Source organism: Streptococcus oralis subsp. tigurinus (assembly GCF_002093545.1).
Lineage (GTDB): Bacteria > Bacillota > Bacilli > Lactobacillales > Streptococcaceae > Streptococcus > Streptococcus oralis_C.
Genome location: NZ_LNVF01000015.1, coordinates 1 through 23,563, shown reverse-complemented (window position 1 = coordinate 23,563; position 23,563 = coordinate 1). Strand labels below are relative to the sequence as shown.

27 protein-coding genes and 1 tRNA gene are annotated in these 23,563 nt (G+C 40.8%); 27 read left to right on the top strand and 1 reads right to left on the bottom strand.

Annotated features, from left to right (window positions below; genetic code table 11):
* The first annotated feature begins 74 nt into the window (after positions 1-74).
* The 21 genes from comGC (at position 75) to gap (ending at position 18,452) form a co-directional block, all read left to right on the top strand.
* Positions 75-365 carry a competence type IV pilus major pilin ComGC gene (comGC, locus tag ATE34_RS10525; RefSeq protein WP_084912018.1) on the top strand — a complete coding sequence of 97 codons (291 nt, stop codon included), beginning with the start codon at positions 75-77 and terminating at the stop codon, positions 363-365.
* Complete coding sequence (gene comGD / locus ATE34_RS10520) at positions 328-762, top strand: competence type IV pilus minor pilin ComGD (protein ID WP_084912017.1); 435 nt, start codon at positions 328-330, stop codon at positions 760-762. The genes comGC and comGD overlap by 38 nt, the downstream gene beginning before the upstream one ends.
* On the top strand, positions 725-1,027 hold the full coding sequence (comGE, locus tag ATE34_RS10515; RefSeq protein ID WP_167266658.1) for a competence type IV pilus minor pilin ComGE: 303 nt from the start codon (positions 725-727) through the stop codon (positions 1,025-1,027). Before comGD ends, comGE begins: the two co-directional genes overlap by 38 nt.
* On the top strand, positions 990-1,451 hold the full coding sequence (comGF, locus tag ATE34_RS10510) for a competence type IV pilus minor pilin ComGF (RefSeq protein WP_084912015.1): 462 nt from the start codon (positions 990-992) through the stop codon (positions 1,449-1,451). The genes comGE and comGF overlap by 38 nt, the downstream gene beginning before the upstream one ends.
* Positions 1,429-1,842, top strand: a complete 414-nt coding sequence (gene comGG / locus ATE34_RS10505) for a competence type IV pilus minor pilin ComGG (protein ID WP_084912014.1) — start codon at positions 1,429-1,431, stop codon at positions 1,840-1,842. Before comGF ends, comGG begins: the two co-directional genes overlap by 23 nt.
* Before the next feature lie 32 nt (positions 1,843-1,874).
* Positions 1,875-2,462: a class I SAM-dependent methyltransferase gene (locus tag ATE34_RS10500; RefSeq protein ID WP_142357494.1), complete on the top strand. Its 588-nt coding sequence runs from the start codon at positions 1,875-1,877 to the stop codon at positions 2,460-2,462.
* Between the two features lie 60 nt (positions 2,463-2,522).
* A complete protein-coding gene (locus tag ATE34_RS10495; RefSeq protein ID WP_061599289.1) occupies positions 2,523-3,476 on the top strand; it encodes a class I SAM-dependent methyltransferase in 954 nt (317 codons plus the stop codon).
* Between the two features lie 50 nt (positions 3,477-3,526).
* Complete coding sequence (locus ATE34_RS10490; protein ID WP_061599288.1) at positions 3,527-4,717, top strand: acetate kinase; 1,191 nt, start codon at positions 3,527-3,529, stop codon at positions 4,715-4,717.
* 149 nt (positions 4,718-4,866) lie between these two features.
* On the top strand, positions 4,867-5,238 hold the full coding sequence (rnpA, locus tag ATE34_RS10485) for a ribonuclease P protein component (RefSeq protein ID WP_000748120.1): 372 nt from the start codon (positions 4,867-4,869) through the stop codon (positions 5,236-5,238).
* Complete coding sequence (locus ATE34_RS10480) at positions 5,213-6,040, top strand: membrane protein insertase YidC (protein ID WP_180382703.1); 828 nt, start codon at positions 5,213-5,215, stop codon at positions 6,038-6,040. The genes rnpA and ATE34_RS10480 overlap by 26 nt, the downstream gene beginning before the upstream one ends.
* Positions 6,041-6,054: 14 nt before the next feature.
* The gene (jag, locus tag ATE34_RS10475; protein WP_084912012.1) at positions 6,055-7,041 is read left to right on the top strand and encodes an RNA-binding cell elongation regulator Jag/EloR; all 987 of its coding nucleotides are present in this window, start codon (positions 6,055-6,057) and stop codon (positions 7,039-7,041) included.
* Positions 7,042-7,096: 55 nt separating this feature from the next.
* Complete coding sequence (locus ATE34_RS10470; RefSeq protein WP_084912011.1) at positions 7,097-7,720, top strand: ribonuclease P; 624 nt, start codon at positions 7,097-7,099, stop codon at positions 7,718-7,720.
* Between the two features lie 118 nt (positions 7,721-7,838).
* Positions 7,839-9,815: a transketolase gene (gene tkt, locus ATE34_RS10465; RefSeq protein WP_061599286.1), complete on the top strand. Its 1,977-nt coding sequence runs from the start codon at positions 7,839-7,841 to the stop codon at positions 9,813-9,815.
* Between the two features lie 118 nt (positions 9,816-9,933).
* Positions 9,934-10,254, top strand: coding sequence for a preprotein translocase subunit YajC (gene yajC / locus ATE34_RS10460; protein ID WP_001069056.1), 321 nt, complete (start codon positions 9,934-9,936; stop codon positions 10,252-10,254).
* A 47-nt stretch (positions 10,255-10,301) separates the two neighbouring features.
* Positions 10,302-10,745, top strand: coding sequence for a low molecular weight protein-tyrosine-phosphatase (locus tag ATE34_RS10455; protein ID WP_002876368.1), 444 nt, complete (start codon positions 10,302-10,304; stop codon positions 10,743-10,745).
* Complete coding sequence (locus tag ATE34_RS10450) at positions 10,732-11,145, top strand: MORN repeat-containing protein (RefSeq protein WP_000413199.1); 414 nt, start codon at positions 10,732-10,734, stop codon at positions 11,143-11,145. The genes ATE34_RS10455 and ATE34_RS10450 overlap by 14 nt, the downstream gene beginning before the upstream one ends.
* A 295-nt stretch (positions 11,146-11,440) precedes the next feature.
* Positions 11,441-14,092: a bifunctional acetaldehyde-CoA/alcohol dehydrogenase gene (gene adhE, locus ATE34_RS10445; RefSeq protein ID WP_084912009.1), complete on the top strand. Its 2,652-nt coding sequence runs from the start codon at positions 11,441-11,443 to the stop codon at positions 14,090-14,092.
* Between the two features lie 132 nt (positions 14,093-14,224).
* Positions 14,225-15,136 carry a helix-turn-helix domain-containing protein gene (locus ATE34_RS10440; protein WP_061599283.1) on the top strand — a complete coding sequence of 304 codons (912 nt, stop codon included), beginning with the start codon at positions 14,225-14,227 and terminating at the stop codon, positions 15,134-15,136.
* 174 nt (positions 15,137-15,310) lie between these two features.
* Positions 15,311-15,994 (top strand): ABC transporter ATP-binding protein, encoded by a 684-nt coding sequence (locus tag ATE34_RS10435; protein WP_061599282.1) that lies wholly within the window; start codon positions 15,311-15,313, stop codon positions 15,992-15,994.
* Positions 15,963-17,264, top strand: a complete 1,302-nt coding sequence (locus ATE34_RS10430; RefSeq protein ID WP_180382702.1) for an ABC transporter permease — start codon at positions 15,963-15,965, stop codon at positions 17,262-17,264. The genes ATE34_RS10435 and ATE34_RS10430 overlap by 32 nt, the downstream gene beginning before the upstream one ends.
* A gap of 177 nt (positions 17,265-17,441) precedes the next feature.
* Positions 17,442-18,452: a type I glyceraldehyde-3-phosphate dehydrogenase gene (gene gap / locus ATE34_RS10425; RefSeq protein ID WP_009730763.1), complete on the top strand. Its 1,011-nt coding sequence runs from the start codon at positions 17,442-17,444 to the stop codon at positions 18,450-18,452.
* 71 nt (positions 18,453-18,523) lie between these two features.
* On the opposite strand, the gene ATE34_RS10420 is transcribed toward gap, so the two are convergent.
* Positions 18,524-19,399 (bottom strand): RluA family pseudouridine synthase, encoded by an 876-nt coding sequence (locus ATE34_RS10420; RefSeq protein ID WP_080585601.1) that lies wholly within the window; start codon positions 19,397-19,399, stop codon positions 18,524-18,526.
* 86 nt (positions 19,400-19,485) lie between these two features.
* On the opposite strand from ATE34_RS10420, the gene pbp2a reads away from it, so the two are divergent.
* From pbp2a to ATE34_RS10390, 6 genes are all read left to right on the top strand, one after another.
* Positions 19,486-21,681, top strand: a complete 2,196-nt coding sequence (gene pbp2a, locus ATE34_RS10415) for a penicillin-binding protein PBP2A (protein WP_084912008.1) — start codon at positions 19,486-19,488, stop codon at positions 21,679-21,681.
* Positions 21,682-21,733: 52 nt separating this feature from the next.
* Positions 21,734-21,886 (top strand): 50S ribosomal protein L33, encoded by a 153-nt coding sequence (rpmG, locus tag ATE34_RS10410; protein WP_009755504.1) that lies wholly within the window; start codon positions 21,734-21,736, stop codon positions 21,884-21,886.
* A 9-nt stretch (positions 21,887-21,895) separates the two neighbouring features.
* On the top strand, positions 21,896-22,072 hold the full coding sequence (secE, locus tag ATE34_RS10405) for a preprotein translocase subunit SecE (protein ID WP_000505776.1): 177 nt from the start codon (positions 21,896-21,898) through the stop codon (positions 22,070-22,072).
* 51 nt (positions 22,073-22,123) lie between these two features.
* A complete protein-coding gene (nusG, locus tag ATE34_RS10400) occupies positions 22,124-22,660 on the top strand; it encodes a transcription termination/antitermination protein NusG (RefSeq protein ID WP_000376728.1) in 537 nt (178 codons plus the stop codon).
* Positions 22,661-22,780: 120 nt separating this feature from the next.
* A complete protein-coding gene (locus tag ATE34_RS10395) occupies positions 22,781-23,254 on the top strand; it encodes a hypothetical protein (protein WP_061599280.1) in 474 nt (157 codons plus the stop codon).
* Positions 23,255-23,318: 64 nt separating this feature from the next.
* Positions 23,319-23,390, top strand: a tRNA-Glu gene (locus ATE34_RS10390).
* Positions 23,391-23,563 lie beyond the last annotated feature (173 nt).

The window sequence follows — 23,563 nt, the reverse complement described above, 5'->3', positions numbered from 1 at the left end:
AACGAAAGGAAAACTTTTAAAATAGATTACACAAAACCGCAGGCAATACCCCGCGGTTTTATTGTATTCTTTAGATGAGAGTTTTAGATACGCTACTTGAGATGTTAGTGGTCTTACTCATCATCAGCGTTCTTCTCTTGCTCTTTGTACCTAATTTGACCAAGCAAAAGGATGCCGTAGATGATAAAGGAAAAGCTGCTGTTGTCAAGGTCGTGGAAAGTCAGGCAGAACTTTATCGTTTGGATAAAAATGATGATGCTAGCTTAAGCAAATTACAGGCGGACGGTCGCATCACAGCTGAGCAAGCCAAGGCTTATAAAGAATACCATGCAAAACAAAAAACAAGTCAAACTGTTGCAGATTAAGGCCTTTACCATGTTAGAAAGTCTCTTGGTTTTGGGACTTGTGAGTATCCTTGCTTTGGGCTTGTCCGGCTCAGTTCAGTCCAGTTTTGCAGCGGTGGAGGAGCAGATTTTCTTTATGGAGTTTGAAGAACTCTATCGGGAAACGCAAAAACGCAGTCTAGCCAGTCAACAAAAAAACAGTCTGAACTTAGATGGACAGACGATCAGCAATGGCAATCAAAACTTGACCGTTCCAAAAGGAATCCAGGCACCATCAGGAAAAAGCATTATATTTGATCGAGCTGGAGGAAATTCGTCTCTGGCTAAGGTTGAATTTCAAACCAGCAAAGGAGCGATTCGCTATCAATTATATCTAGGAAATGGAAAAATTAAACGCATTAAGGAAACAAAAAATTAAGGCAGTGATTTTACTGGAAGCGTTGGTCGCTCTAGCTATCTTTGCCAGCATTGCGACCCTTCTTTTGGGACAAATCCAACAAAATCGACGGTTAGAGGCAGAAATCTTGCAAAAGGAAGAAGTCTTGCGTGTGGCGAAGATGGCTCTGCAAACAGGGCAAAATCAGGTAAACATAAATGGAGTTGAGATTCAGGTATTTGCTAGTGAAAAAGGATTGGAGGTCTACCATGGTTCAGAGAAATTGCTCGATCTTAAAGAGCAGTAAGGTAAGAGCCTTCACTCTTTTAGAATCGCTGATTGCCCTTATCGTCATTAGCGGAGGTTTGCTCCTTTTTCAAGCTATGAGTCAGCTCCTCATTTCAGAAGTTCGTTACCAGAAGCAAAGCGAGCAAAAGGAGTGGCTCTTGTTTGTGGACCAGCTGGAGGCAGAGTTAGAGCGTTCGCAGTTTGAAAAGGTGGAAGGCAATCGCCTCTACATGAAACAGGATGGTAAGGATATCTCTATAGGGAAGTCTAAATCGGATGATTTTCGAAAGACGGATACCAGCGGAAGGGGCTACCAACCTATGGTTTATGGACTCAAATCAGCTCAAATTACAGAGGAAAATCAATTGGTTCGCTTTCGTTTCCAATTTCAAAAGGGCTTAGAAAGAGAGTTCATCTATCGTGTGGAAAAAACAAAAAGTTAAGGCAGGCGTTCTTTTATATGCAGTCACCATGGCAGCCATTTTTAGCCTTTTGTTACAGTTTTATTTGAATCGGCAAGTAGCTCATCACAAAGACTTTGCCCTAAACAAAGAAAAGTTGATCGCTTTTGCCATGGCCAAGCGAAGTAAGGATAAGGCTGAGCAAGAAAGTGGAGAACGAGTCTTTAACCTGGGAAAAGTTACTTATCAAAATACGAAAACAGGTTTTGAAATAAGTGTTCATATGAATAAGGGCAACTATGAATTTCTCTTTCCTCCGATGAAAACCCAAGAAAAGAAAACAGCTAAAAAGGAAGAGGTAGCGACTGATTCAAACCCAGAACAAAATCAACAAAAAACAGAAGATAAGGCAGAAAAGAAAGCCAATTCCTAGGCAATTCAACTTCTTTGTGTTACACTAAAAGCATGAAACACGATTTTAATCACAAAGCAGAAACCTTTGATTCGCCCAAAAATATCTTTCTTGCAAACTTGGTTTGTCAAGCAATTGAAAAACAGATTGCTCTTCTATCAGACAAGGAAATACTGGACTTTGGTGGTGGGACGGGTCTGTTAGCCTTGCCTCTAGCTAAGCAGGCCAAGTCTGTTACCCTTGTAGACATCTCGGAGAAAATGCTGGAGCAATCCCGTTTGAAAGCAGAGCAACAAGACATCAAGAATATCCAGTTTTTGGAACAGGATTTACTGGTGAATCCTTTGGAGCAACAATTTGACCTGATTGTTGTCAGTCGAGTTCTTCATCATATACCTGATCTAGATGCGACTCTTGCCATGTTTCACCATCACCTTAGGGAGAATGGACAAGTCCTCATCGCTGATTTTGTCAAGACAGATACCAACCATCATGGCTTTGAATTGCCTGAACTGGGAAATAAGCTCGCCCAGTTTGGTTTTTCGAGCATTGATAGTCAGATTCTTTACAGTGCTGAAGACCTGTTTCAAGGAAATTACTCAGAACTCTTTTTTACAGTAGCCCAAAAATCACTCGCCTAGTCAGGGAGTGATTTTTCTATAAGGATGGAAAAAAGAAGGGAAATTTGATAAGATAGGAATATGGATTTTGAAAAAATAGAACAAGCTTATACGTATTTACTAGAGAATGTCCAAGTCATCCAAAGTGATTTGGTGACCAACTTTTATGACGCCCTGGTGGAGCAAAACAGCATTTATCTGGATGGTGAAACTGAGCTAAATCGGGTCAAGGAGAACAATCAGGCCCTTAAGCGTTTAGCGCTTCGCAAAGAAGAATGGCTCAAGACCTACCAGTTTCTCTTGATGAAGGCAGGACAAACGGAGCCTTTACAGGCCAATCACCAGTTTACACCAGATGCCATTTCCCTCCTTTTGGTATTTGTTGTGGAAGAGTTGCTTGATCAAGAGGAAATTAGCATCCTCGAAATAGGTTCTGGAATGGGAATTCTGGGTGCTACTTTCTTGACTTCTCTTGCTAAAAAAGTGGATTACTTGGGAATTGAAGTGGATGACTTGCTGATTGATTTGGCAGCTAGCATGGCAGATGTAATTGGTTTGCAGGCTGGCTTTGTCCAAGGAGATGCCGTTCGTCCGCAAATGCTTAAAGAAAGCGATGTGGTCATCAGTGACTTGCCTGTTGGCTATTACCCAGACGATGCCATCGCTTCACGCTATCAAGTGTCTTCTAGTCAAGAGCATACCTATGCCCACCATTTGCTCATGGAGCAAGGTCTAAAGTATCTCAAGTCAGATGGCTATGCTATTTTTCTAGCTCCGAGCGACTTGTTGACCAGTCCTCAAAGTGATTTGTTAAAAGGGTGGCTCAAAGACGAAGTGAGTCTGGCTGCTATCATCGCTCTGCCAGAGGATATTTTCTCAACTGCAAGCCAAGCTAAAAGTATTTTTGTCTTACAGAAGAAAAGAGACAAGGAAATAGAACCCTTTGTTTACCCTCTTACTAGCTTGCAAGATCCGTCAGTTTTGTTGCCCTTTAAAGAAAATTTTCAAAATTGGAGCAAAGGTACTGAAATATAAAAGAGATTTTGTTATAATAGATGAAAACGCTTAAAAAGAGGTATCATCTTATGACAAAAACAATTGCAATCAATGCAGGAAGCTCAAGCTTGAAATGGCAACTTTATCAAATGCCTGAGGAAAAAGTTTTGGCTAAAGGCTTGATTGAACGTATTGGATTGAAAGATTCCATTTCAACAGTAAAATTTGACGGTCGTTCGGAGCAACAAATTCTTGATATTGAAGACCACACACAAGCCGTTAAAATTTTATTGGATGACTTGATTCGTTTTGACATCATTAAAGGGTACGACGAGATTACAGGTGTCGGACACCGCGTCGTTGCAGGTGGTGAATATTTCAAGGAATCAACAGTTGTTGAGGGAGACGTGTTAGAAAAAGTTGAGGAATTGGGATTATTGGCCCCTCTTCACAATCCAGCTAACGCAGCTGGAATTCGCGCATTTAAGGAATTGCTTCCAGATATTACCAGTGTTGTCGTATTTGATACCTCATTCCACACAACCATGCCAGAAAAGGCTTATCGCTATCCTCTACCAACTAAATACTACACAGACAACAAGGTTCGTAAATATGGTGCCCACGGGACAAGTCACCAGTTTGTCGCGGGAGAAGCAGCGAAACTTTTGGGCCGCCCTCTAGAAGACTTGAAATTGATTACCTGCCATATTGGTAACGGGGCTTCTATCACAGCTGTTAAGGGAGGGAAGTCTGTGGATACTTCTATGGGATTCACACCACTTGGAGGTGTGATGATGGGAACTCGTACAGGAGATATTGACCCTGCTATCATCCCTTATCTCATGCAATATACAGAGGATTTTAATACCCCAGAAGATATTAGTCGCGTTCTTAATCGTGAATCAGGGCTCATGGGAGTTTCGGGCAAGTCAAGCGACATGCGTGATGTGATGGCTGCCATGGAAGCAGGAGACCATGATGCGACTTTGGCTTATGAAATGTATGTCGATCGCATCCAAAAACATATCGGTCAATACCTTGCAGTCCTAAATGGAGCAGATGCGATTATCTTCACAGCAGGTATCGGTGAAAATGCAGCAAATTTCCGTGAGGATGTCATTTCAGGTATCTCTTGGTTTGGTTGTGATGTAGATCCAGAAAAGAATGTCTTTGGTGTAACGGGAGACATCTCAACGGACGAAGCGAAAATACGTGTCTTGGTTATTCCAACAGATGAAGAATTGGTGATTGCACGCGATGTTGAGCGCTTGAAAAAATAAGTAAATACACGTAAAATTTGATTGTGAAAAGAAGTTGGGAAAGAGATTTTCCAGCTTTTTTTATGTAGAAAATGTCTAAAACCTTGCTGTTATTGGCTTTTTCAAAAAATATGGTATAATAGTAGTAATTTAATAGATGGAGTTGAGTTTTGAAGAAAAGCTTTCGTGTAAAAAGAGAGAAAGATTTTAAGGCGATTTTCAAGGACGGAACGAGTTTTGCCAATCGAAAATTTGTTGTCTATCAATTGGAAAACCAGCAAAACCATTTTCGAGTAGGACTGTCCGTCAGCAAAAAGCTGGGGAATGCAGTTACCAGAAATCAAATTAAGAGACGAATCCGACACATTCTACAAAGTGTAAAAGGGAGTTTGGTAGAGCATGTCGATTTTGTCGTGATTGCCCGAAAAGGGGTGGAAACCTTGGAATATGCAGAGATGGAGAAAAATCTACTCCACGTATTAAAGTTATCAAAGATTTATCAGGAAGGAAATGGGAGTGAAAAAGAAACTACAGTTGACTAGTTTGTTGGGCTTGTCCTTGTTTATCATGACGGCCTGTGCAACAAATAGTACAGCTAGCGATATAACAGCGGATTCGACAGATTTTTGGAGTAAATTCGTCTATTTTTTTGCTGAAATTATCCGCTTTTTGTCCTTTGACATTAGTATCGGAGTGGGGATTATCCTCTTTACAATCCTGATTCGGACGATTCTATTACCAGTCTTTCAGACTCAGATGGTTGCCTCTAGAAAAATGCAAGAGGCTCAACCACGCATCAAGGCTTTGCGAGAGCAATATCTGGGTCGCGATATGGAAAGTAGAACTAAGCTAGACCAGGAAATGCGGAAGGTCTATAAAGAGTTAGGGATCAAGCATTCATCCTCTCTCTGGCCGATTTTAATACAAATGCCGGTTCTCTTGGCGCTCTTTCAAGCCTTGAGTCGAGTAGACTTTTTGAAAACAGGTCACTTTTTATGGATTAATTTGGGAGGAGTAGATACAAGTTTTGTCCTTCCGATTTTGGCGGCAGTCTTTACCTTCTTGAGTAGCTGGTTATCGAATAAAGCTTTGTCCGAAAAAAGTGGAGCTACGACAGGGATGATGTATGGTATGCCCGTATTGATCTTTGTTTTTGCCATCTCCGCCCCAAGTGGTGTAGCCTTGTACTGGGCTGTATCTAATGCTTATCAAGTTCTGCAAACCTATTTCTTGAACAATCCTTTTAAGATTATTGCTGAAAGAGAAGCAGTGGCGCAAGCAGAAAAAAATTTAGAAGGTAAGAAGAGAAAAGCCTTGAAAAAAGCACAGAAAAAGAAAAAATAAGGAGGAATCTTGTAATGGTATTATTTACAGGTTCAACGGTTGAAGAAGCAATCCAAAAAGGATTGAAAGAATTAGACATTCCAAGAATGAAGGCCCACATCAAGGTCGTTTCGAAAGAGAAAAAAGGGTTCTTAGGCTTGTTTGGTAAGAAGCCGGCTCAAGTTGATATCGAAGCGATTAGTGAAACGACAGTGATCAAAGCCAATCAGCAGGCCATTAAAGGGGTTCCAAAAGAAGTTAATGAAAAGAATGAACCAGTGAAAACCGTCAGCGAAGCGACAGTTGATTTGGGATATGTGGTTGAAGCCATCAAGAAAATTGAAGAAGAAGGCCAAGGTGTCTCTGAAGAGGTCAAGGCTGAAATCTTGAAAAATGAAAAACATGCCAGCACGATTTTGGAAGAAACAGGTCATATTTCAATTTTAAATGAACTGCAAGCAGAAGATGCTACTGAGGAAGTTAAGCCTGCTCCAGAAAAAGAAGCTGAAACGCAAGAAGTAGCGAGCCAATCGTTGGAAGATTTGGGCTTAAAAGTAGAGCCAAGTTATGATACCGAACAAGTGGCAACAGAAGTAGCTAGCTACGTTCAAACCATTGTGGATGATATGGATGTTGAAGGTACGATTTCGAGCGACTACAATCGTCGTACCATCAATCTTCAAATTGACACCAACGAACCAGGCCGTATTATCGGCTATCATGGAAAAGTCTTGAAGGCCCTTCAACTCTTGGCACAAAATTATCTTTATAATCGCTATTCGAGAACTTTCTACATTACGATTAACGTCAATGATTATGTTGAACACCGTGCAGAAGTGTTACAAACCTATGCTCAAAAATTGGCGACTCGCGTTTTAGAAGAAGGACGTAGCCAACAAACAGATCCAATGTCAAATAGCGAACGCAAGATAATCCATCGCATTATTTCACGCATGGATGGCGTGACGAGTTACTCTGAGGGTGACGAGCCAAATCGCTATGTTGTCGTAGATGCAGAATAAGCAAAGTAAAATCAGGTTCATCCTGATTTTTTGCTAGGAAAGGAAAGATTCAGATATGCTGAAAGCAGTTAGAGAATATCTATCATTTGCAGGGGTCCAGTATCGTAATCCTGATAAAGCTGGTGATGAAAGAGAAAAGATGCTGGAATTGCGTCACAAAGGCCAAGAGGCTCGGAAGTCTTTTACAGAATTGGCCAAAACCTTTCAAGCAAGTCATTCAGAATGGCAACTCCAACAGACTAGCCAGTGGATGAATCAAGCACAACGCTTACGGCCACATTTCTGGGCCTATCTACAGAGAGACGGACAAGTGACAGAACCTATGATGGCTCTTCGTTTGTATGGAACACTTGCTGACTTTGGGATTTCTTTGGAAGTTAGTTTCATCGAGCGAAAGAAAGATGAACAGACCTTAGACAAGCAAGCCAAGGTTTTAGAGCTTCCAGCGGTAGAAGGAATTTATTATCTAGTCTACTCAAATGGGGAAAGTCATAAGGTGGAGGCTAATGAAGAAAATCGTCGTACTTTACGAGAGAAGCTGAGAAATCAGGAAGTTCGTAAAGTCTTAGTCAAGTCAGATGTTTCCTTCATTGAAAATCAGTCAGTAGAAGTGATATTGGAGAAGCTAGAAGACGCTTATACTCGCTTGCTCCCGTACTATGAAGTGACGAGGGGATAGACAAATCAAATGTGTTAGATGAACGCAAATTGTTTTATTGCTATTCTATGCATTTTTTCATATAATAGAAAAATAGGATGTGTGATTCATTAATCACCTCAAAGAGAAAGGAAATTCTATGTCAAATCTATCTGTTAATGCAATTCGTTTTCTAGGTATTGACGCCATCAACAAAGCAAACTCAGGTCACCCAGGGGTGGTTATGGGGGCTGCTCCAATGGCCTATAGCCTCTTTACAAAACAACTTCGGATCAATCCTGCTCAACCAAACTGGATCAACCGCGACCGCTTTATTCTTTCAGCAGGTCACGGCTCTATGCTTCTTTATGCCCTTCTTCACCTTTCTGGTTTTGAAGATGTTAGCATGGATGAAGTCAAGAACTTCCGCCAATGGGGTTCAAAAACACCAGGTCACCCAGAATTTGGCCATACTGCAGGGGTTGACGCTACAACTGGTCCTCTAGGACAAGGGATTTCTACTGCTACTGGTTTTGCCCAAGCAGAACGTTTCCTTGCAGCTAAGTATAACCGCGAAGGCTTCAATATCTTTGACCACTATACTTATGTGATCTGTGGCGACGGAGATTTGATGGAAGGTGTCTCAAGCGAGGCGGCTTCATATGCAGGTTTGCAAAAACTTGACAAGTTGGTTGTTCTTTATGATTCAAATGACATTAACTTGGATGGTGAGACAAAAGATTCCTTCACAGAAAGTGTTCGTGACCGTTACAATGCTTACGGTTGGCATACAGCCTTGGTTGAAGATGGGACAGACTTGGAAGCGATCCATGCTGCTATCGAAACAGCTAAAGCTTCAGGCAAACCATCTTTGATTGAAGTGAAGACTGTTATTGGATACGGTTCTCCAAACAAACAAGGAACCAATGCGGTACACGGTGCTCCTCTTGGAGCAGATGAAACTGCAGCAACTCGCCAAGCGCTTGGTTGGGACTATGAACCATTTGAAATTCCAGAACAAGTTTATGCTGATTTCAAAAAAAATGTTGCAGACCGTGGCGCATCAGCTTATCAAGCTTGGACAAATTTAGTTGCAGATTATAAAGAAGCTCACCCAGAACTGGCTGCAGAAGTAGAAGCTATTATCGACGGACGTGATCCAGTTAAAGTTACTCCAGCAGACTTCCCAGCTCTAGAAAACGGCTTCTCTCAAGCCACTCGTAATTCAAGTCAGGATGCCTTGAATGTTGTAGCTGCCAAGTTACCAACTTTCTTAGGTGGATCAGCTGACCTTGCTCACTCAAACATGACTTATATCAAAACGGACGGACTTCAAGACGACGCTAATCGCTTGAACCGCAACATTCAGTTTGGTGTTCGTGAATTTGCAATGGGAACGATCTTGAACGGGATGGCCCTTCACGGTGGACTTCGTGTATACGGTGGTACTTTCTTCGTCTTCTCTGACTATGTGAAGGCGGCTGTCCGCTTGTCAGCCTTACAAGGACTTCCTGTGACTTATGTCTTTACCCACGATTCGATCGCAGTTGGTGAAGATGGTCCAACTCACGAACCGGTTGAACACTTAGCCGGTCTTCGTGCTATGCCAAATCTAAATGTTTTCCGCCCAGCAGATGCGCGTGAAACTCAAGCGGCTTGGTACCTTGCAGTGACAAGTGAGAAAACACCAACTGCCCTTGTCTTGACACGTCAAAACTTGACTGTAGAAGAGGGAACAGACTTCGATAAGGTTGCTAAAGGTGCCTATGTCGTCTATGAAAATGCAGTAGATTTTGACACGATCTTGATTGCGACAGGTTCAGAGGTCAATCTAGCTGTCGCAGCTGCCAAAGAATTGGCTAGCCAAGGCGAAAAAGTCCGCGTAGTCAGCATGCCATCTACAGATGTCTTTGATAAACAAGATGCAGCTTACAAGGAAGAAATCCTTCCAAATGCAGTCCGCCGTCGTGTTGCAGTCGAAATGGGTGCAACTCAAAACTGGTACAAATATGTCGGTCTTGATGGTGCAGTTCTTGGAATTGATACCTTCGGAGCATCTGCCCCAGCACCAAAAGTATTGGCGGAGTACGGATTTACAGTTGAAAATCTAGTCAAAGTTGTTCAAAACTTGAAATAATCGCAGAAATCAGAGTGAAAGCTCTGATTTTTTTATCATCATAAAAGTAAGGCACAACCTTGTAAAAGTAGCTGAAATTTGATATAGTAGTCCTATGTAAAAGACAAAGGAGAAAACAATGAATCCAAATATTACTTTTTTAATCATGCTTGTAGGTATGATGGCCTTGATGTTCTTTATGCAACGTTCTCAAAAGAAACAAGCGCAAAAGCGTATGGAAAGCTTGAACAAGCTTCAAAAAGGCTATGAAGTTATTACAATTGGTGGCCTTTACGGAACAGTGGATGAAGTAGACACTGAGAAGAGAACAATCGTACTTGATGTAGATGGCGTTTATTTGACTTTTGAATTGGCTGCTATCAAGACCGTTTTGCCGCTCAAAGAGGCTGTGACACCAGAAGGAACAGTTGTTGACGAAAGTGGAGCAATCGAAGAATAAAACGGGACCTATCACTCCCGTTTTTCTATGAAGTAAGAGGAGAAGGGATGAGAAAAATAGTATTTGTTTGCTTAGGAAACATCTGCCGTAGCCCCATGGCAGAGTTTGTGATGAAATCCATGACGAGCGATTACCAGATTGAGAGTCGTGCGACTTCGTCTTGGGAACATGGTAATCCGATTCATAAGGGAACGCAAGGGATTTTCCAGCAATATCAGATTCCTTATGACAAAGACAAAACATCACTCCAGGTTCGTAGAGAAGATTTTGAGTCATTTGATTACATTATCGGGATGGATGCTTCAAACGTTTCAGATCTGCGTCAAATGTGTCCTCAGGAATTGCAGCATAAGATCTACCCTTTTGCATCTGAAAGTGTTCCAGATCCTTGGTATACAGGAGATTTTGAGGAAACCTATGCTCGCATCACAAGTGGCTGTAAAAGCTGGCTAGATCGATTAGAAAATGAGAGTGACAATGGAAAAGCTTAAACAAATCTATGAAAAGTATAGAGTTTACCTAACTCGCCCTAGGCTAGAGTTCATTGCAGTAGTCGTAATTGCACTCTGTGCCCTTTCGGTATTTCTACTAAATACACCCAAAAAGGGTGTCCTGACACTTGATGGTGGTGCACTTGTTTATGATGGTACCCTGGTACGAGGGAAAATGAATGGTCAGGGGACCATGACCTTTGAAAATGGGGACCAATATACAGGTGATTTCAATAATGGAGCCTTTAATGGAAAAGGAACGTTCCAATCAAAAGATGGCTGGAAATACGAAGGTGATTTTGTAAATGGCCAGGCTGAAGGTCAAGGAAAGTTGACGACAGAGCAAGAAGTTGTCTATGAAGGAACCTTTAAACAAGGCGTTTTCCAACAAAAACAGTAGTCTCCAGATGAGGAGGCTATTTTTAAAAGCGAGAAAGAAAGCGCTTTCTGTGATTAAATTCGGTAAATAACTATCAACTAGAAAAACTTTGTGAAATAAAAAAATTTTCTCCATAATTTCACAATCATCCGGCCAAAACTCTATTGCATAGCTATATTGAGAAAAAAATCACAATATCAGAAAATTTCTTTGTGAAATGCTTATGAAACTGTTTACAAAGCATAAAAAAAGAGTTATAATAAACTTGTGAAAAAATTAACAAAGGATGAAATCCTTAAAGGCTATGGAGGATAATATGGCTGATAAAAAAACAGTAACACCAGAGGAAAAACAACTTGCTGCTGAAAAGCATGTCGACGGTCTCGTTAAAAAAGCCTTGGTTGCGCTTGATGAAATGCGCAAGTTGAACCAAGAACAAGTTGACTATATCGTGGCAAAAGCTTCGGTTGCAGCACTTGACGCGCACGGTATCCTTGCACAACATGCAGTTGAAGAAACTGGTCGTGGAGTATTTGAAGACAAGGCAACAAAAAATCTATTTGCCTGTGAGCACGTAGTGAACAATATGCGTGGAGTTAAAACAGTTGGAGTTATTGAGGATGATCCAATTACAGGTTTGACAAAGATTGCGGAGCCTGTCGGTGTAATCTGTGGTGTCACTCCGACAACAAACCCCACTTCAACAGCGATTTTCAAATCATTGATTGCTTTGAAAACACGTAACCCAATTGTTTTCGCCTTCCACCCATCAGCTCAAGAATCTTCTGCTCATGCTGCACAAATCGTTCGTGATGCAGCCATCGCAGCCGGTGCACCTGAAAACTGTGTTCAATGGATTACAGAGCCATCTATGGAAGCAACTGGGGCACTTATGAACCACGAAGGTGTTGCGACTATCCTCGCAACTGGTGGGAATGCTATGGTTAAGGCTGCTTACTCGTGTGGGAAGCCAGCTCTTGGGGTAGGTGCCGGAAACGTTCCTGCCTATGTAGAAAAATCTGCTGACCTTCGTCAAGCTGCTCATGACATCGTTATGTCTAAATCATTTGACAACGGTATGGTCTGTGCGTCAGAACAAGCTGTTATCATTGATAAAGAAGTTTATGACGAATTTGTTGCAGAATTCAAGTCATACCACACTTACTTTGTAAACAAAAAAGAAAAAGCTCTTCTTGAAGAATTCTGCTTTGGAGCTAAAGCAAACAGCAAAAACTGTGCTGGTGCTAAACTAAATGCCAATATCGTTGGTAAACCAGCAGCATGGATTGCTGAGCAAGCAGGATTCAAAGTACCAGAAGGTACAAATATCTTGGCTGCTGAATGTGCAGAAGTTGGAATTAAAGAACCATTGACTCGTGAAAAATTATCACCTGTTATTGCAGTTTTGAAAGCTGAAGATACTGAAGATGGACTTAAAAAAGCTCGTCAAATGGTTGAATTTAATGGTCTAGGACACTCAGCTGCTATCCATACAAAAGACGAAGCTCTTGCAAAACGTTTCGGTACGGAAATAAAGGCAATGCGTATTATCTGGAACTCTCCATCTACCTTTGGTGGTATCGGTGATGTATACAACGCCTTCATTCCATCATTAACACTTGGATGTGGTTCATATGGACACAACTCAGTTGGTGATAACGTATCCGCTATCAACCTTCTTAACATCAAGAAAGTAGGAAAACGTAGAAATAATATGCAATGGTTTAAAGTTCCTTCAAAAATCTACTTCGAACGTAACTCAATCCAATACCTTCAAACTTGCGAAGGTATCGAACGTGTCATGATTGTTACCGATAAATCAATTGAAAAACTCGGTTTTGTACAACGTGTGATTGACCAATTGAATCTTCGTAAAAACAAAGTCACGATTCAAGTCTTCTCAGATGTTGAACCAGATCCAGATATCACAACAGTTCGTCGTGGTGTTGAAGTAATGCGTTCGTTTGAACCAGACACTATCATTGCCCTTGGTGGTGGTTCACCAATGGATGCAGCTAAAGGTATGTGGATGTTCTATGAACAGCCAGACGTTGACTTCGGTGACCTCGTTCAAAAATTCATGGATATCCGCAAACGTGCCTTCAAATTCCCATCACTTGGTAAGAAAGCACAATATATCGGTATTCCAACAACATCTGGTACAGGTTCAGAAGTAACACCGTTTGCAGTTATCTCTGACAAGGCAAACAATCGGAAATACCCAATCACTGACTACGCTTTGACACCAACCATTGCAATTGTTGACCCTGCTTTGGTAGAATCTGTTCCAGCATTTATTGCTGCTGACACAGGTATGGATGTCTTGACACACGCAACTGAAGCTTATACTTCTAACTTTGCCAATGACTATACAGATGGTATTGCTCTTCAAACCATCAAGTTAGTCTTCAAATACTTGGAAAAATCTGTAAAAACAGCTGACCCAGAAGCCCGTGAAAAGATGCATAATGCCTCTACAATGGCTGGTATGGCCTTCGCCAATGCCTTCCTTGGAATGAGTCACTCAATGGCGCATAAGATTGGTGCTGTTCACCACACCATTCACGGACGTACAAATGCTATTTTACTTCCTTATGTTATCCGTTATAATGGAACTCGTCCATCTAAAACTACAACATGGCCTAAGTACAATTACTGGAAAGCTGATGAAAAATTCCAAGATATCGCTCGTATGCTAGGTCTTCCTTGCTCAACACCAGAAGAAGCGGTTGAAGCTTATGCCAAAGCAGTTTACGATCTTGGTGAAGCAGTTGGAATCACAATGAACTTCAAAGGCTTTGGTATCGATGAAAAAACTTGGAAAGACAGCTTGCATGAGATTGCCTTACTTGCTTACGAAGATCAATGTTCACCTGCAAACCCACGCTTACCAATGGTAGCTGACATGGAAGAAATCATGGCAGATGCTTACTATGGTTATGCAGAACGTCCAGGACGTCGTAAATAATCGTTTATCAGCCTAGAGGCAGGAGTTATCCTGTCTCTTTTTTGTACATTTTCTTGAAAAATGTTATAATAAGTGCATATATTTGTTTGACTATCAAAGTTTTTGTATTGAGCCGAGGGAGAAATGTAAGAGATGAATGATTTAGGGGAAAAGGTAAGACTCCTTAGAGAGGAGAAAGGTCTTAGTCGTCCAGTTTTTTGTGGAGATGAGTCTGAATTATCCGTTCGTCAGTTGGTGCGCATTGAAAAGGGAGAATTTCGTCCTACGATAAAAACACTAGAATATATAGCGAATAGGCTAGATATTCCAACCTATATTCTGATGCCAGACTATAAGGAATTACCCAAGCGTTACCAAGAATTAAAATACTTTCTTCTTCATCATCCTGACTATGGAGATAAAGAGTTACAGGAACAGAAGGAAGAATATTTTGATGAGATTTTTGAATATTTTTATGATGATTTGCCACGTGATGAGAAAGTGGTAGTGGATTGTCTTCAAGCTATAGATGCAGTGAGAGCGACTGGTAATTCCTTGTATGGTGATAGTGTGCTTGAGAATGGTTTACGAGACTTACTATCCAGAGATGTATATAAAGCCGAGGACTTGTTGAAATTGAGACTGTATTTCAACTGTCAGTTAATGGATGGTTTAAATGTGGGTGAGATAAAAGAATCTGAGCATGAAACCATTCTTTATTTTCATGACAAATTAAGTTCTCAGGTTGATAAGATAGAGTTCGATTGTTTGGACTTACTTAGAGACTCCTTGTTAGCTTCTTTAACTTGTATAGAGATTATGGGGTTGCTTCATTATTTTAAGAGGGCAGTCGAGACCTTAAATAAAATAGGGCAAAAAACACGAGATTTTCAAAAACAACCGATTGTCTTGATGGTGGAGTGGAAATATTATATTCAGACGGATTATGAAACAGCCAAACAAAAGTATGAAGAAGCAAAAATGATGGCGAGAATGTTTGGCAATGAGAAGTTAATTGTTAGTTTAGATAATGAATGGGCCGAGGATCTAGAAAGATATCGTTGAAGGTTTATAGGAGTGACATTTCTGTCATTGGGGAAATGTCGCTTTTTTGTTACAATGGATTCGAAAAAAGAAGGAATTTTTTTGAATCTGATTCTGTTAGATTAATTTATATTAGCATTGTTTATTGTAGTTTGTATCGGTACACGATAACACAAGTGATTAAAGGAGATTATAATGTCTATTTTATCCATGAAAAATATTTCAAAATTTTACGCTTTGGACGGCAAACATAAAGAGCAGGCTCTAAGAAATATTAATCTACAGATTGCAGAAGGAAAAATTACGGCGATTTATGGTCCGTCAGGATGTGGCAAAACCAGTCTATTAAATATTATCAGCGGTTTAGATAGGGAGTACGAGGGAGTTTTAGATTTTAAAGGGGAGTCTCTCAGAGAACTATCGGAGATTGAATTGACTCAATTTCGCAAAGACAACATTGGGTTTGTCTTTCAAAACTTCAATCTCATCCCCCATCAATCTGTTCTGGATAATGTCAAGTTGCCTCTCTATGTCAAAGATTTATCGGATAAAGAAATGACAAGGATCGCTCAGGAGCAACTTCTCAGTCTAGGGATGGAGCCTTTTATGGCTAAGAATGTAAAACAGCTTTCTGGCGGGCAAAAGCAACGTGTAGCCATTGCACGTGCTTTGGTAAATCAACCAGATATGATTGTAGCTGATGAGCCAACTGGGTCACTCGATTCTCAATCTCAGGAAATGGTTTTGGAAGTGTTCAAAAATTTGGCCCAAGCAGGGAAAACAGTACTGATTGTTACTCATAACCCGGAGGTTACTGAATATGCAGATGTGATTATCAAAATGAAAGATGGTGAAGTCGTTGAAGAAGTCAAAAAATAAAGGATTATCCTTTAAAAATAAATTCAAGCTTTCTTTAAGTAACTTTATGGAAAGAAAGTGGCGTAACTTGTTGATTGCAGTAGCAACCTCGATTGGTTTTGTAGGCGTGTTGATTTCTTTTGGTCTAGGAAATGCCTTGATTTCGATGATTGATGAAAATACCAACGGAGGCAAGCTTCCTTCCCAAGTTCAGATTGCACTGAATACTAGTGTTGCTGGCAGAGGTTTTCTAAACCAAGATGATAAGAACTATATCACAGATACGATTGGGAAAGAAAATATTAAATATCTAGAGAGTCCTTTTGGTATGACCATGTCAAAGATCAGCATAGACGGACACGAAGTGGATTTTAGCCAAGCCCTGCCTTCTTATGCTCAAATCGTGAGTTTATATGAAGATACAAGTATTTCTGTTAGTAGCAATGAAAAAGAAAAAGTGCTAGCAGGCTCTCTTTATACGGATGTTAACGAGCAGGGATTAACGATTCCGATGAGTTTGCTCAAAAATTGGAATGAACAAACCGGGAACAATCTGACGGCTAGTGATGTGATTGGCAAACCAGTATCGGCAACCATTGTAGAAAATGCTGCTGAAGGTAGCAAGTTGGCAGGTTTTCAGACTCATATTGTGCGTGTCATCAATGACGAAGATGATACAGAAGATAGTAATAGTTTTATGGCTTCCAAGCAGATGGAAACGATTTTAAAAGAAGCTGAATTCACAAAGGCCGTATCCTATTTTATTTTGGAGCTTAAAGACCCATCTCGTACGAAAACAGTAACAGAAGAATTGCAGAAAAATAAGAAGTATACAGTTCTTTCTCAACAGGCCGTTCTTGATATTGTGATTACCTTTATTCGTGTCATTCAGGGATTGCTGATTGTACTTTCTTCACAAGCGATTGTGGTGGCAGCAGTTATGATAGGCATCATCATTTATATCAATATCATGCAACGTTCTAAGGAAATCGGTGTCATGAAGGCTGTTGGCTATCAAAATAGAGATGTGAAAGGAATCTTTATCTACGAAGCTCTTTGGATTGTAGGAATTGCCTTGTTTATAGCTTTCATCATTGCTCAAGGGATAGGAAGTCTAGCGAATGTTATTGTTCACCATTTCTATCCATCAATCTCTAAAGTTTTTGAATTAAATCTTCTCTCTATTTTAGGGACATTCATTTTTGCTTTGTTTCTTGGCTATATTTCTGCCTTCTTCCCAGCACGTAAGATTAGCAAAATGGATCCAGTGGAATCCTTACGCTATGAGTAGAGAAAGAAATTACAGAGGCATCCTATCAAAAAGAAACTGACATAGAAAATCAAGGTCAGCACTTGCAATTAAGCTCAAATAGTTATATAATAGGTTCGTTGAAAGGTGATTTGTAGTGATCCAAGTTACTCTTTTCACAATAAAATTTTCAGGATTTTCATAAGGAGGAAATCACTAATGGTAGTTAAAGTTGGTATTAACGGTTTCGGACGTATCGGTCGTCTTGCTTTCCGCCGTATCCAAAACGTAGAAGGTGTTGAAGTTACTCGCATCAACGACCTTACAGATCCAGTGATGCTTGCACACTTGTTGAAATACGATACAACTCAAGGTCGTTTCGACGGTACTGTAGAAGTTAAAGAAGGCGGATTTGAAGTTAACGGTAAATTCGTTAAAGTTTCTGCTGAACGTGATCCAGAACAAATCGACTGGGCTAACGACGGTGTAGAAATCGTTCTTGAAGCAACTGGTTTCTTTGCTACTAAAGCAGCTGCTGAAAAACACTTGCACGCTGGTGGTGCTAAGAAAGTTGTTATCACTGCTCCTGGTGGATCAGATGTTAAAACAGTTGTATTTAACACTAACCACGATATTCTTGATGGTACTGAAACAGTTATCTCAGGTGCTTCATGTACTACAAACTGTTTGGCTCCAATGGCTAAAGCTCTTCATGACAACTTCGGTATCGTTGAAGGTTTGATGACTACTATCCACGGTTACACTGGTGACCAAATGGTTCTTGATGGACCACACCGTAAAGGTGACCTTCGCCGTGCTCGTGCTGCTGCAGCTAACATCGTTCCTAACTCAACTGGTGCTGCTAAAGCAATCGGTTTGGTTATCCCTGAATTGAACGGTAAATTGGACGGAGCTGCTCAACGTGTTCCTGTTCCAACAGGTTCTGTAACTGAATTGGTAGCAGTTCTTGAAAAGAACGTTACTGTTGATGAAGTAAACGCAGCTATGAAAGCAGCTTCTAACGAATCATACGGTTACACTGAAGATCCAATCGTATCTTCTGATATCGTAGGTATGTCATTCGGTTCATTGTTTGACGCAACTCAAACTAAAGTTCTTGACGTTGACGGTAAACAATTGGTTAAAGTTGTTTCATGGTATGACAACGAAATGTCTTACACTTCACAACTTGTTCGTACTCTTGAATACTTTGCAAAAATCGCTAAATAATTCTTGAGTCGATAAAAAAAGCAAGGCCAGAAAGCCTTGCTTTTTTGTATATATAAGAATAGATGATAATGTCATCCATTCTTTTTTAATTCTTTTTCAAAAGTATCCGATAGAACAGTGAAACTCAATTTTTCTAAGGTGAGTGGATGGGTAAAAGAAAGGCGAAAGGCATGAAGCATAAGCCGACTTGTTTTTGATTTACTATTATAGAGAGGGTCGCCCAAGATAGGATGTTTGTGATGAGAGAGGTGAACACGAATCTGATGCGTTCGACCGGTCTTTAGCTTGCAACGAACCAGAGAAGTCTTATTTGGGAATTGCTTTAATCGACTGATATGTGTTTCAGCGTATTGCCCATTTTTGGGATCTACTACTCGTTTTCTGCGATCATGACGATCACGCCCGATTTTATCTTGAAAGACAAGTTCTTTACTCTCCACTCGTCCTTCTACGAGTGCCCAGTACTCGCGAGCAATTTCTTTTTTCTCCAACAAGCGATTAAGAATGGGAAGAATAAAAGGGTTCTTAGCAAAAAGCACTAGCCCGCTGGTTTCCATATCTAGACGATGAACGACATAGCAAGTTTGTCCAACGTAGGCAGAGATATGATTGAGAAGGGCGATTTCGTTTGGTTGATTACCGTGAGTTTTCATACCCTCAGGTTTGTTGACGACAATAAGATGTTGGTCCTGATAAACTTCTTGAACGAGGTCTGGATTTCCCCAAAGTATTTCCTTTTTGGGATAGTCTTCCTCGTCAAAAGTCAATTGGCAAATATCCCCTGGTTTCACCGTCTCGTTCCAGTGAACTTCTTCGTGGTTAATTAAGATGTTCTTCTTGGTTCTCAAAAAGTGACGGATTTTTCTAGGGATGAGGAGTTGTTCCTCTAGAAATTGTTTGACCGTCATTTGAGGCAGGGATTCGGGTAATGTAAATATGAATTGCATACAGATATTGTAACAAAAAAAGCCCTATTTGGATAGGGAGTAGCTAAATTCTTGAGTTCCCATGGTGAAGATGATAAAATAAACGCATGAAATTAGATAAATTATTTGAGAAGTTTCTTTCTCTCTTTAAAAAAGAAACGAATGAATCGGCGGAGTCGGATTCTACTAGTATGCGTCGTTCTCGGAGCGATAGAAAAAAATTGTCACAAGTAGGGGCAATTCGGAAATTTTGGCGTCGCTATCATCTGACAAAGATTGTCATCATTTTAGGGTTAAGTGCTGGTTTACTGGTAGGAACCTACTTGTTTGCGATAGCCAAGTCTACCAATGTCAATGACTTACAAAATGCCCTAAAAACCCGAACTCTGATTTTTGACCGCGAAGAAAAAGAGGCAGGAGCCCTATCCGGTCAAAAGGGGACCTATGTTGAGCTGGCAGATATCAGCAAAGACTTGCAGAATGCTGTTGTCGCGACAGAGGACCGTTCCTTCTATAAAAATGATGGGATTAACTACGGTCGTTTCTTTCTAGCCATCCTTACAGCAGGTCGTTCTGGAGGGGGGTCTACCATCACTCAACAGTTGGCGAAAAATGCCTATCTTTCCCAGGACCAGACCGTTGAACGGAAGGCCAAGGAGTTTTTCCTTGCCTTAGAGTTGACAAAGAAATACAGCAAGGAGCAAATCCTTACTATGTACCTCAATAACGCCTACTTTGGAAATGGGGTATGGGGTGTTGAAGATGCGAGTAAGAAATATTTCGGTGTATCGGCTTCACAACTAACGCTTGATCAGGCGGCCACTCTAGCAGGGATGCTCAAGGGACCAGAATTGTATAATCCATTAAATTCTGTTGAAACTTCAACCAATCGTAGGGATACTGTTTTGCAAAATATGGTTGCAGCGGGTTATATTGATAAAAATCAAGAGACCGAAGCAGCTGGAACAGATATGGCTTCTCAACTGCAAGATAAGTATGAAGGGAAGGTTTCAGATTATCGTTATCCGTCCTATTTTGATGCAGTTGTTAACGAAGCGGTTTCCAAGTACAATCTCACAGAAGAAGAGATTGTCAACAACGGCTATCGAATCTATACAGAACTTGACCAAAACTACCAAGCCAACATGCAGGTTGTTTACGAAAACACCTCACTATTTCCAAAGGCAGAAGACGGAACACACGCCGAATCAGGTAGTGTTGCTTTAGAGCCTAAAACAGGTGGGGTACGTAGCGTTGTTGGCCGCGTAGCTGGCGATGACAAACCAGGCTTCCGTAATTTCAACTATGCCACTCAGTCTAAGCGTAGCCCGGGCTCAACCATTAAACCTTTAGTCGTTTATACACCTGCAGTAGAAGCAGGATGGGCCTTAAACAAGCAACTGGATAATCATACGATGCAGTACGATAGTTATCAAGTGGACAATTATGCGGGCATTAAGACATCTCCAGAAGTACCTATGTATCAGGCTTTGGCTGAATCACTCAATTTACCGGCAGTTGCGACTGTAAATGCATTAGGTATTGACAAAGCTTTTGACGCTGGGGAGAGATTTGGCCTGAATATGGAAAATGTTGATCGAGTTCTTGGAGTCGCTCTCGGTGGAGGCGTAGAGACGAATCCCCTCCAGATGGCGCAAGCCTATGCAACCTTTGCTAATGAAGGTCTGATGCCTGAAGCGCATTTTATCACTCGTATTGAAAATGCCAGTGGCCAGGTCATCAAGAGTCATAAAAATTCCCAAAAACGAGTGATTGATAAGTCGGTAGCCGATAAAATGACCAGCATGATGCTAGGAACATTTACCAATGGTACAGGAATTAGTTCGTCGCCAACAGATTATGTTATGGCTGGAAAGACAGGTACTACTGAGGCTGCTTTTAATTCAGTATATACTAGTGACCAGTGGGTGATTGGCTATACTCCAGATGTGGTAATTACCCACTGGCTCGGTTTCCCGACGACGGATGAAAACCATTATCTGGCAGGTTCGACATCAAATGGAGCAGCCCACGTCTTTAGAAGTATGGCTAATACCATTTTGCCTTACACTCCAGGTAGCACTTTTACAGTTGAGAATGCTTATAAACAAAATGGGATTGAACCAGAAAATACTAAAAAACAAGCTATTGAAAATGAGGCAAACCAGTCGGAGGATCCGATAGCGGATATTCGTAGCCGTGCACAAAATCTTGTAGATGAAGCGGGACGTGCGATTTCAGAAGCTAAGATAAAAGAAAAAGCCCAGACAATATGGGACTCATTCCTTAATCTATTTCGTTAAGAGGCTTGTCAAAGCCTAGGTTTCTTGTTATAATAGATAAGATGGAGGCGTTATGGCACTAAAAAAAGCAAGCCTAGCTTGTGCAGTTTGCGGTTCAAGGAATTACTCAATCAAAACTAGTGGGAACCCCAAGCCAACACGACTAGAAGTAAATAAATTTTGTAAACATTGTGGGAAATATACGACACATAGAGAAACGAGATAGGAGAGAACGATGGGTTTTATTAAGGATATTTTTAAACTTCTTAAAGAAACAACGTGGCCAACTCGCAAGGAAAGCTGGAGAGATTTTCGCTCTATTATGGAATACACAGCCTTCTTTGTGGTCATCATTTACATTTTTGACCAGTTGATTGTTTCAGGTTTGATTCGATTTATTAACATTTTTTAGAAGAAAGGCGGAGAACTTCTGCTAGTTTCTTCTATTATGAAAGGAAATATCATGGATAGTTTTGACAAAGGATGGTTTGTTCTACAAACTTATTCTGGCTATGAAAATAAGGTAAAAGAAAATCTATTGCAACGTGCACAAACGTATAACATGTTGGATAATATTCTACGCGTTGAGATTCCAACACAAACCGTGCAAGTTGAGAAAAATGGAAAGAAAAAAGAAATTGAAGAGAATCGCTTTCCGGGTTATGTCCTTGTAGAAATGGTCATGACCGATGAAGCATGGTTCGTTGTTCGAAACACACCGAACGTAACAGGATTCGTCGGATCCCACGGCAACAGATCAAAACCAACTCCGCTATTGGAACAAGAAATCCGTGATATTCTGGTTTCAATGGGACAAACTGTTCAAGAGTTTGATATTGACGTTGAAGTTGGCCAGACTGTCCGCATCATTGATGGCGCTTTTGCAGACTACACAGGTAAAATTACCGAAATTGATAACAATAAAGTGAAGATGATTATCTCTATGTTTGGTAATGATACGATTGCAGAAGTAAACCTAAACCAAATTGCAGAATTATAACCCCAGAGAGGCCATGCCTCTCTTTTTGTATGCAGTTGAGGCAACGAGAAGTACAGAAGAGGAGAAGTAGATCAAAGGCTTGATGCATTTTGTTAAACTAAATGCAGAAAGGAGAGGTCTATGAATCTAAAAGAATTATATGAGGAAAGCAAAGGGATTGTCCATAAGTGCCGCAAAGAATATCACCTCCATCTGTGGGAGAAAGGGGACTGGGACCAGGAAGGTATGTTGTGCCTCTATGAGCTAGTCAACCACCATCCAGAGTTGCTAGCAGGTGAACGTCACCGCCTATATGTCTGCTTTAAAACAAAATTTAGAAATCGTATCCTAGATTACATCCGTAAACAGGAGAGTCACAAGCGACGATTCGATAAAGAACCCTATGAGGAAGTGAGCGAGATTAGTCATCGTTTAGGAGAAAAAGGGCTGAGACTGGATGATTATTATCTCTTTCACGAGCTTCTAAAGAACTACAAATCAAAGCAGAGTAAGGAAAAACAAGAGTTAGTGGACCGTCTCATGGGAGGAGAAGTCTTCAGAGGACGCAAGGCACTTCTGAGGGAGCTCTCAACCGTCTTCAAAGAATTTCGATAAAGAGGAAAAAAGTTCTTGACAAAGGAGGAAAAGTAGGTATAATAGAAAGAGTTGAAAAGCTCAAGGTCCGTTGGTCAAGGGGTTAAGACACCGCCTTTTCACGGCGGTAACACGGGTTCGAATCCCGTACGGACTATGGTATGTTGCGGATGGAACACTTGATGAAAAAAGTTCAAAAAAGTTTCAAAAAAGTGTTGACAGAGAGAGTTAGCTGTGATATACTAATATAGTTGCCGCTTGAGAGAGATTGAGTGACAAAGACCTTTGAAAACTGAACAAGACGAACCAATGTGCAGGGCACTATAACTA

Excerpts from the sequence above, each read along its gene's own strand:
- rpmG (WP_009755504.1), top strand. The coding sequence starts at position 21,734 with ATGGCACTAAAAAAAGCAAGCCTAGCTTGTGCAGTTTGCGGTTCAAGG.
- gap (WP_009730763.1), top strand. The coding sequence starts at position 17,442 with ATGGTAGTTAAAGTTGGTATTAACGGTTTCGGACGTATCGGTCGTCTT.
- ATE34_RS10440 (WP_061599283.1), top strand. The coding sequence starts at position 14,225 with ATGAATGATTTAGGGGAAAAGGTAAGACTCCTTAGAGAGGAGAAAGGT.
- comGE (WP_167266658.1), top strand. The coding sequence starts at position 725 with ATGGAAAAATTAAACGCATTAAGGAAACAAAAAATTAAGGCAGTGATT.
- secE (WP_000505776.1), top strand. The coding sequence starts at position 21,896 with ATGGGTTTTATTAAGGATATTTTTAAACTTCTTAAAGAAACAACGTGG.
- tkt (WP_061599286.1), top strand. The coding sequence starts at position 7,839 with ATGTCAAATCTATCTGTTAATGCAATTCGTTTTCTAGGTATTGACGCC.
- ATE34_RS10430 (WP_180382702.1), top strand. The coding sequence starts at position 15,963 with ATGGTGAAGTCGTTGAAGAAGTCAAAAAATAAAGGATTATCCTTTAAA.
- ATE34_RS10470 (WP_084912011.1), top strand. The coding sequence starts at position 7,097 with ATGCTGAAAGCAGTTAGAGAATATCTATCATTTGCAGGGGTCCAGTAT.
- yajC (WP_001069056.1), top strand. The coding sequence starts at position 9,934 with ATGAATCCAAATATTACTTTTTTAATCATGCTTGTAGGTATGATGGCC.
- ATE34_RS10395 (WP_061599280.1), top strand. The coding sequence starts at position 22,781 with ATGAATCTAAAAGAATTATATGAGGAAAGCAAAGGGATTGTCCATAAG.
- comGD (WP_084912017.1), top strand. The coding sequence starts at position 328 with ATGCAAAACAAAAAACAAGTCAAACTGTTGCAGATTAAGGCCTTTACC.
- comGF (WP_084912015.1), top strand. The coding sequence starts at position 990 with ATGGTTCAGAGAAATTGCTCGATCTTAAAGAGCAGTAAGGTAAGAGCC.
- ATE34_RS10495 (WP_061599289.1), top strand. The coding sequence starts at position 2,523 with ATGGATTTTGAAAAAATAGAACAAGCTTATACGTATTTACTAGAGAAT.
- ATE34_RS10490 (WP_061599288.1), top strand. The coding sequence starts at position 3,527 with ATGACAAAAACAATTGCAATCAATGCAGGAAGCTCAAGCTTGAAATGG.
- ATE34_RS10420 (WP_080585601.1), bottom strand. The coding sequence starts at position 19,399 with ATGCAATTCATATTTACATTACCCGAATCCCTGCCTCAAATGACGGTC.
- comGC (WP_084912018.1), top strand. The coding sequence starts at position 75 with ATGAGAGTTTTAGATACGCTACTTGAGATGTTAGTGGTCTTACTCATC.
- ATE34_RS10500 (WP_142357494.1), top strand. The coding sequence starts at position 1,875 with ATGAAACACGATTTTAATCACAAAGCAGAAACCTTTGATTCGCCCAAA.
- ATE34_RS10435 (WP_061599282.1), top strand. The coding sequence starts at position 15,311 with ATGTCTATTTTATCCATGAAAAATATTTCAAAATTTTACGCTTTGGAC.
- adhE (WP_084912009.1), top strand. The coding sequence starts at position 11,441 with ATGGCTGATAAAAAAACAGTAACACCAGAGGAAAAACAACTTGCTGCT.
- ATE34_RS10455 (WP_002876368.1), top strand. The coding sequence starts at position 10,302 with ATGAGAAAAATAGTATTTGTTTGCTTAGGAAACATCTGCCGTAGCCCC.
- jag (WP_084912012.1), top strand. The coding sequence starts at position 6,055 with ATGGTATTATTTACAGGTTCAACGGTTGAAGAAGCAATCCAAAAAGGA.
- pbp2a (WP_084912008.1), top strand. The coding sequence starts at position 19,486 with ATGAAATTAGATAAATTATTTGAGAAGTTTCTTTCTCTCTTTAAAAAA.
- ATE34_RS10450 (WP_000413199.1), top strand. The coding sequence starts at position 10,732 with ATGGAAAAGCTTAAACAAATCTATGAAAAGTATAGAGTTTACCTAACT.
- nusG (WP_000376728.1), top strand. The coding sequence starts at position 22,124 with ATGGATAGTTTTGACAAAGGATGGTTTGTTCTACAAACTTATTCTGGC.